Genomic DNA, 531 nt, shown 5'->3' with positions numbered 1-531 from the left:
ATACGCTTGCTGCCAGCGGGGCGAAAGGTTTTGTCATTTGTACGCCAGATCCAAAGCTTGGCCCTGCGATTATGGCCAAAGCGAAAAGCTACGATTTGAAAGTTATTACCGTTGATGATCAGTTTCTAAACGCGAAAGGCGAACCGATGAAAGAGGTGCCTTTAGTGATGATGGCGGCGAGTGAAATTGGTTACCGTCAGGGCTCAGAGCTGTTTAAGGAGATGACGAATCGTGGATGGGATGCCGCTACAACAGGTGTTATGGCTATCACTGCTGACGAACTAGATACCGCTCGTCGCCGTGTGGATGGTTCTGTAAAAGCACTTGAAGATGCTGGCTTTCCTAAATCTCAAATCTACCGTGTTCCGACCAAAACGAATGACATCCCAGGTGCGTTAGATGCCGCTAACTCACTGTTGGTTCAATATCCAAAGGTTAAGCAATGGCTGATTGTTGGTATGAACGACAACACGGTTTTAGGTGGTGTACGCGCGACTGAAGGTCAAGGTTTTGCTGCTGAAAACGTGATTG

1 pseudogene is annotated in these 531 nt (G+C 47.8%); it reads left to right on the top strand.

Going from position 1 to position 531, the window contains the following annotated elements:
• A pseudogene (locus R8N49_RS30055) lies at positions 1-531 on the top strand (arabinose ABC transporter substrate-binding protein); the annotation flags it as partial.

This window comes from Vibrio sp. 1978, from assembly GCF_033344345.1.
This window is presented reverse-complemented; position numbering and strand designations above follow the sequence as displayed.